This is a genomic window from Kutzneria sp. NPDC051319 (genome assembly GCF_040682195.1).
Taxonomy (GTDB): Bacteria; Actinomycetota; Actinomycetes; order Mycobacteriales; family Pseudonocardiaceae; genus Kutzneria.
In genome coordinates this window covers 70,928-77,037 of the sequence record NZ_JBFBAM010000043.1, presented here as the reverse complement: position 1 = coordinate 77,037, position 6,110 = coordinate 70,928, and the positions used below count along the sequence as shown (strand labels likewise).

The following is a 6,110-nucleotide window of genomic DNA, read 5'->3' as shown; positions in this document are numbered from 1 at the left end:
CGGGGGGTTCTCTCCCCCCGTCCTCCCTTGTCCTCCTGTCTACCCGTCGGTGTTCGCCGGCCGGCCGTCGGGGGCCGCGCGCCCCACAACCCGGCCACCCGGAAGGGGTCGGCCATGACCTACATGAGGTCCACGGTGGATTGTTTTGCCCTGTGGGGCGCACGTGCCGGAATCGGCCCCGGTTACACATTGGAGGCCGCCGCCGTCAGGCTTATCGAGGACATCGCCGAGTTGCGGGACGACGGCGGCATCCCGGACTACGTGCGCACCGTCATCGGGATCTTGCCGCAGCAGCGGGTGTTGGAGATCCGGGTCGAGGGCCTGTCGGTCGAGGCCGACCCGGACCGCACCACCATCCGCGAGGTGACCAACACACTGTTCGAGTTGGCCAGCTACTTCAACATCGTGGCCCTCGACGGTGTGACGCCGCCGCTGTTCACCCAACGCATCCTGCTCGTGGGTGCCGACGGCCGTCCGTTCAGTGCTATGGTGGGTACGGCCGTCGGCGACGTGGAACCCGTTACGACGCAACCGAACCGGCCGGGCGCGTAGCCCCCGCGTAGTCGTCTCCTTGATACCGGTAGGGCTGGATTTTCACGACCTGCCCGAAATCCGGCGCGTCGATGATCATCCCGCCACCGAGGTAGAGCCCGACTTATGTGGGTGATCCTGTCAACTGCTGACGCAGTCGCTCGTTGGGGCGCCGCGTATCGGCGTGGGGCGTCGTGGTTCACACGCCGTCGGGACCGAGCGCTGTGGTCAGATCGTGCAGGGCGGCGTCGTACTGGCGGCGGTCGAACCGGAACGGGCCGAACCCGGTGTAGTCGCGTGTCGTGCGGTGGGGTTGCTCGAAGCAGTCCCAGATCACCACATCGTCTGTGACGGTGACGCGGGCCATGAGAGGCCAGCACCCCCACTCACCGCATTCGCATCCGAGGACAGGCGTCTTCGGCCCCATTGCGTTGGTGGACCGTCCACGGAAGTGGTCGTCCATCGGACCGAACCTGAAGAACTGAGGAATCAGGCCGCCGTAGGCGTCGCCTGCGGGCTGCATCTGGGCGCCAGTCTCGAACCTGTCGATCAGCTCGGTGAGTGGCACGCCGTCGACACGTGGCACGACCTCAAGCACGCCACGATCAGTGTGAAGACGACAGTCGAACTGGATCTCGTTGCCGGGCATGCCAGTATTCTCCCAGCTCAACTCGCCCGTCCGGTGCCTGGGCTGGTCTGATGGGCGTCGTCTTTGCCGCAGGTGAGCCTGCGGACGCCTACGGATCTACCCCGGTCTCACTTCCGTTGCATCGGTGCAGGTCAGGTGCAATCTGGATGAGAAGTTGCAGCGGATTTGAGACGCTACAACTGTCGCCCTGGAGCCGCTGCAGGGCGCGTTGCGCCGACGAGGTGTGACTTCCAGATGGGCTCGACGCGCACCGACAGGCCGACATCGGGAGCGTCGATCATGTCGGTGGGCGAGACGGCGATGCCGACATGGCTGACGTCGGCGGTGCTGGTGCCGAAGAAGACGAGGTCGCCTGGCTGTAGTGGTTGGCCTGCGGGCAGAAGCGGCCCTGCGTTGTACTGGTCTTGCGCGACTCTGGGCAGGATGATGCCGGCTGCGGCGTAGGCGGCTTTGGTCAAGCCGGAACAGTCGAAGCCCGGATTGCCGTTGCCGCCCCAGATGTAGGGCTTGTCCAGTTGCGCGCGGGCGAAGGCGACGGCGACCAGTGCGGCGGGGCCGCCCGTGGTGGAGCGGTAGCGCTGGGCGATGTCGAGGACCTGAGCGACGTAGTCCTCGGAGTGGTTGTAGCTGAAGACGGCGGCGTGGACGTCACGGCCGTCCTGGGCGCCGTTGGCGCACAACATCCTCGCTGCGGCGTAGATGGCGTCGACCGGGTCGTAGGGAGTGGCTGGCGTGACGCCACCGGGCGGGATCGGTTGCGAGTACTGAACAAAGGTGGTCGGGAGAAACTGCATGGGGCCTTGCGCGCCGGCGTAGTTGGAACCGCGATGGACTCCCGGCAGTGTGGACCGTCCATGGTCGGACTCGACCTTGCCGATCGCGGCCAGAACCGCCCAGTCCAGACCCGGGCAGGTCTGGGCGGCCTGGAGATAGAGCGAGAGGTAGTCGGCGGGGATGTCAGCCAGCGCGGCCTGACTGGGGCCTGCGCCGCTGGAGCCGCCGAGCAGTGACGAGGCCGCGCCGACGGCGGCAGCGATGAGGACGACAGGCACGAGCAGGAACACCGCGGCGATGACTGCGATCTTGGCTGTAGTTGACATGCGCGGGACACCTCCCTGGTTGGGTGGCGGGTGTTGCGTGGTTCAGCTGGCGCTGGAGTCCAGGCGGTCGATGAGACCGTCGAAGATCTGCTGGCGTGCGACCTGCCCCTTGCTGGCGGCGTCGTCGCGTTGCTTCTCCAGCGTGGGACGGAACTCGATGGTGGTGACGAAGAAGGTGCAGGACTCGCAGATCGACTCGAAGTGGCAGTCCAACTCGACCGGTCGGGCGCAGTAGCCGTTGCCGAGCATGCGGCGGTGCATCTCGGCGCGCAGCTTTCGCATTTGATCGCCCTCGGCCTCGGCGGGCAGTTCGCGGGGTTGGTCGTAGAGTGCTTCGATCTTCTCGGTGACCGCGAAGTACTGGTCGGCCACGGTCTTGTTGGCGATCTTGGCGTAGACCTGGGTCATCGATAGGTCCTTGTGTCCCAACAGGGCTGCGATGGCTTCCATGCTCATGCCCCGGTTGACTGCCTGCGTGGCGAGGGTGTGTCGTAGTTGGTGTGGGGTGATGTTGCCCAGGCCTGCCGCGCGTGCGACGCGTTTGAGGGCCTTTTCGACGCGGATGGGGTTGATCGGTCGGCCGTGGTCGACGAAGAGCAGGTTGCTGCGTACTCGGGCTGGACGCGCGGCTAGCCAGGCGTCGATGAGGTCCTTGAGCTGCGGGTGCAGCGGCACGTATCGGTCGGTGCGCATCTTGCCCACTGGGACGCGGAGCCAGTAGGCCGACCCGATTTGCACGACGGCGTCGATGGTCAACCCGATGAGTTCGCCGCGGCGCAATCCGGTGCGGGACAACAACTCGATCACCAGGCGCGTGAACGGATCGGGATCGGAGCGCGCTGCGGCGAGCAGTGTGGCGGCGGTGCCGTCGTCGAGAAACCGTGGTAGCGGGCGATTCTTGCGGGGGTAGTCGCCGGGGAACAGCAGGCGCGATCCTGGTCGGTCCGGGCTGTCCCACTCGACGAGCCGGTCGAAGAACACGCTGAGGGCGTTGAGGGTGTGGCCGATGGTCGCCGGCGCCAGGTGGCCGCCGCGGACGCTCTTGCGGCGAGCGAGGTGACGTTTGTAGGTCTCGATGTGGGTGCGTGCGATCAGGCTGACACTGGTGACCTCGGGGTGGCGGCGCAGCAGGAACAGGGCGAACTCTCGCAGGACGCGTTCATCGCGGGTGCAGGTGGAGGGGCGCGCGCCGGCCAGCTTGGTCTGTTCGAGGTAGGTGCGCATCGTCTCGACCATCGGTGAGGGGATTCGCGCCCACTGGGTTGCGCGCCATTCACGCCGCGCCGGTCGGGTCGGCGCTGGAGCTGGTTGATCGGTCATCCCGGCGTGGAACATGATGTTGTGCACCGCCGGCCAGCGTTCCCCTGTCGCCGGTGGTACTGGGGTCTGGCCGTGTAGTCGTTCCCGCGCCGCGCGGAGTTCTGCCTGGGCGTGCTGCAGGTGCGTCGCGGTCACCTGGTGCGGTCGTATGCCGGCGAGGGCTGCGGTCTTGGCCAGCGTTGCCCAGGCCATCGTGATCAGTTGCTGGCTGTAGCCCAGTCCGGCCGCGGTCGAGACGAACCGCTCGTGCAGCTCGCGGTGGTAGCGGGCGGCCCGTTCGCCCAGGTGACCGCGTACCATCACGAGGTAGTCGGCGGTCGCGGCCATGCGGCCGGTCACGACCAGCCAGCCCACGAAGGCCCGCTGATGCAACGACAGCTGGGTTTGGCGCTGCCAGCCCAACCCGGCCCAGTTCTCCAGGCCGGTGTGGTAGCAGAAGGTTCGGGCGGCGGTGATGAACGCCGGAACCACCGAACTGCGTGCCTGTCGCCGATCTCGCTCGTACTCGGCGACCAGCGTTTCCTGATCCGCTGACAGCGGCAATCGAGGCGGCATGGTCACACCTGCCCATCCAGGTCGTCGAGCGTCGCACGCAGGTCGGCGTCGACGCGGTCGCTGGCCTGCCGGTATTCCTCGGCGAGCCACTCGCGGGACAGGTGCAGGTAGATCCGGGTCGACTCGATGGAGCGGTGGCCGGCTTGGCCTTGGACTGCTTCCAAGGCCATACCCGCCTCTCGAAGGCGGGTGAGTCAGGTGTGGCGCAGCTGGTGGCAGGTCACGTGGCGCAGCCCGGCCCGTGCTCGCGCGCCGGAGACGATCTCGTCCAGACCATCGGCGGACAACGGTTGCCCTCGGCGCGGTCCTTTCAGGACGACGAACACACGGTTGGTGTCGGTCTCGGGGCGTTCAGATTCCAGGTATGCGGCCAGGGTGGCGAAGAATCGGGCCGAGACTGGCACCCAACGTTGGTGGCCGCCCTTCCCGTCCGCGATGAACACCCGGTGCTCGCCGGGGCGAATGTCTTCCAACCGTAGGCCCAGCACCTCACAGCGGCGCAACGCGCCCAACAGCATCGCCTCGATCATGGCGCGATCGCGATGGGTCCGCAGCGCTGCGCTGAAACGGTCGACCTCGTGCGGGGCCAGTATCCGGGGCAGGACGCGGGGAACGCGGATCAGCGCACGTCCACGCCGGTTGCCGTCGCGCCGCTTGCGGGCAAGGGTTCCTCTCGGAACGGGGTTATGTGACACCAAACCCTGCACCATGAGGAAGTCGAACAGTCCAGCCACGCTGGAGAGCCGGCGCCGGATCGTTCGTGCTGACAGGCCGCGTTCGCCGTCCTCCAAGCGAACGACACGGGGCCCACGTCGAGGCGCACGTTGGGCTTCCAGGAAAGCGAAGACGGCACTGGTGTCGACCTCAAGCGGGTCACGGTCTACGACGGTGAAGAAGACCTTCAGGTCGAAGGCGATGGCGAGCCAGCTGTTCAGGCGCAGGCGAGCGCCGACGAATGCCAGATAGCGATCGACCAAGGGATGGCCAAGCCTCAGCTCCTGCAACCCAGTTTCGTCGGACACACGGACCAAGCAAGGCGACCACGACATGAGCAACCTCCATAGTGGACTGTCGTCATGTGTCAACCAACCACGGAAAGGGATCACCCGCATATCGTGACGTGGTGAATGTACGCACTGGTGCCGTAGAAGACGAGATCTCCGGGCAGTAGCGGCTGCCCGTCCGGCACGCGCGGTCCCGCCCGGAACTGCGCGTCCGCCGTGCGCGGTAGAGTGACTCCAGCCGCCTTGTAGGCGGCCGAGGTGAGCCCGGAGCAGTCGAAACCTCCGTCAGCCCCGCCATTACCGCCCCACACATACGGCAATCCCCTTTGCCCACAGGCATAATTGATCGCCGTGACCGCGCGGGCATTAGGGGCCTGGATGGCGTTGCAGTCGCCCGTGCCGACCGACGCGGCGGCATCGGCGTACTTCTTGGCCTGATCGAGCACCTCCTGCACGTACCAGTCGGTGTGGTTATAGGAGAAGATGGCCGCGCGCACGTCGCCTCGACTGACTCCGTTGTCGCACAAGTAAAACGCGGCGGCGTAGATGGCATCGTGCCGGTTATACCGTGATGGTGGGGTGGCGCCACCGGGCGGCAGTTGGTGTCGCGCAAGAACTCCATCGAAACTCGCTTGCTCGAACTGCATCGGCCCCCCGGCTCCGGCGGCGTTGACGGTGCCGGCTGCGACGTCGGGCAGGGTGGAGCGGCCGTGGTCGGTCTCGATCTTGCCGATCGCGGCGAGGATCGTCCAGTCCAGCCCCGGACACACCCGGGCAGCGGCCCGGTACAGCGCGAGGTAGTCGGTAGGGATATCCGCCAACGCCGTCGCACTGGGCTGACTGCTCCCGCCACCGAACAAGGCCGAGAGCGCACCGGGCAACAAGGCGGCGATCAGCACCGGGATCGCCAGGATCACGCCGAGAACGGCGACACCGACCTTTCCGATCACG

7 protein-coding genes and 1 pseudogene are annotated in these 6,110 nt (G+C 66.7%); 1 reads left to right on the top strand and 7 read right to left on the bottom strand.

What is annotated here, in order from left to right:
- Positions 1-114: 114 nt before the first annotated feature.
- On the top strand, positions 115-552 hold the full coding sequence (locus tag AB0M73_RS32475; RefSeq protein ID WP_363898670.1) for a hypothetical protein: 438 nt from the start codon (positions 115-117) through the stop codon (positions 550-552).
- Here AB0M73_RS32475 and AB0M73_RS32470 read toward each other — a convergent pair.
- From AB0M73_RS32470 to AB0M73_RS32440, 7 genes and pseudogenes are all read right to left on the bottom strand, one after another.
- Positions 521-655, bottom strand: a pseudogene (locus AB0M73_RS32470) (hydrolase Nlp/P60); the annotation flags it as partial. The gene AB0M73_RS32475 and the pseudogene AB0M73_RS32470 overlap by 32 nt on opposite strands.
- Before the next feature lie 75 nt (positions 656-730).
- Positions 731-1,180 carry a hypothetical protein gene (locus tag AB0M73_RS32465; protein WP_363898667.1) on the bottom strand — a complete coding sequence of 150 codons (450 nt, stop codon included), beginning with the start codon at positions 1,178-1,180 and terminating at the stop codon, positions 731-733.
- 173 nt (positions 1,181-1,353) lie between these two features.
- The gene (locus AB0M73_RS32460) at positions 1,354-2,280 is read right to left on the bottom strand and encodes a bifunctional lytic transglycosylase/C40 family peptidase (protein ID WP_363898664.1); all 927 of its coding nucleotides are present in this window, start codon (positions 2,278-2,280) and stop codon (positions 1,354-1,356) included.
- Between the two features lie 42 nt (positions 2,281-2,322).
- Complete coding sequence (locus AB0M73_RS32455; RefSeq protein WP_363898687.1) at positions 2,323-4,155, bottom strand: tyrosine-type recombinase/integrase; 1,833 nt, start codon at positions 4,153-4,155, stop codon at positions 2,323-2,325.
- A gap of 2 nt (positions 4,156-4,157) precedes the next feature.
- Complete coding sequence (locus tag AB0M73_RS32450; protein WP_363898661.1) at positions 4,158-4,325, bottom strand: hypothetical protein; 168 nt, start codon at positions 4,323-4,325, stop codon at positions 4,158-4,160.
- 24 nt (positions 4,326-4,349) lie between these two features.
- On the bottom strand, positions 4,350-5,177 hold the full coding sequence (locus AB0M73_RS32445) for a tyrosine-type recombinase/integrase (RefSeq protein ID WP_363898658.1): 828 nt from the start codon (positions 5,175-5,177) through the stop codon (positions 4,350-4,352).
- A gap of 80 nt (positions 5,178-5,257) precedes the next feature.
- Complete coding sequence (locus AB0M73_RS32440; RefSeq protein WP_363898655.1) at positions 5,258-6,109, bottom strand: NlpC/P60 family protein; 852 nt, start codon at positions 6,107-6,109, stop codon at positions 5,258-5,260.
- Between the last annotated feature and the right edge of the window lies 1 nt (position 6,110).

What these genes read in the sequence shown, in the direction of transcription:
- AB0M73_RS32475 (WP_363898670.1), top strand. Translation starts at nt 115, where the DNA reads ATGACCTACATGAGGTCCACGGTGGATTGTTTTGCCCTGTGGGGCGCA.
- AB0M73_RS32465 (WP_363898667.1), bottom strand. Translation starts at nt 1,180, where the DNA reads ATGCCCGGCAACGAGATCCAGTTCGACTGTCGTCTTCACACTGATCGT.
- AB0M73_RS32460 (WP_363898664.1), bottom strand. Translation starts at nt 2,280, where the DNA reads ATGTCAACTACAGCCAAGATCGCAGTCATCGCCGCGGTGTTCCTGCTC.
- AB0M73_RS32455 (WP_363898687.1), bottom strand. Translation starts at nt 4,155, where the DNA reads ATGCCGCCTCGATTGCCGCTGTCAGCGGATCAGGAAACGCTGGTCGCC.
- AB0M73_RS32450 (WP_363898661.1), bottom strand. Translation starts at nt 4,325, where the DNA reads ATGGCCTTGGAAGCAGTCCAAGGCCAAGCCGGCCACCGCTCCATCGAG.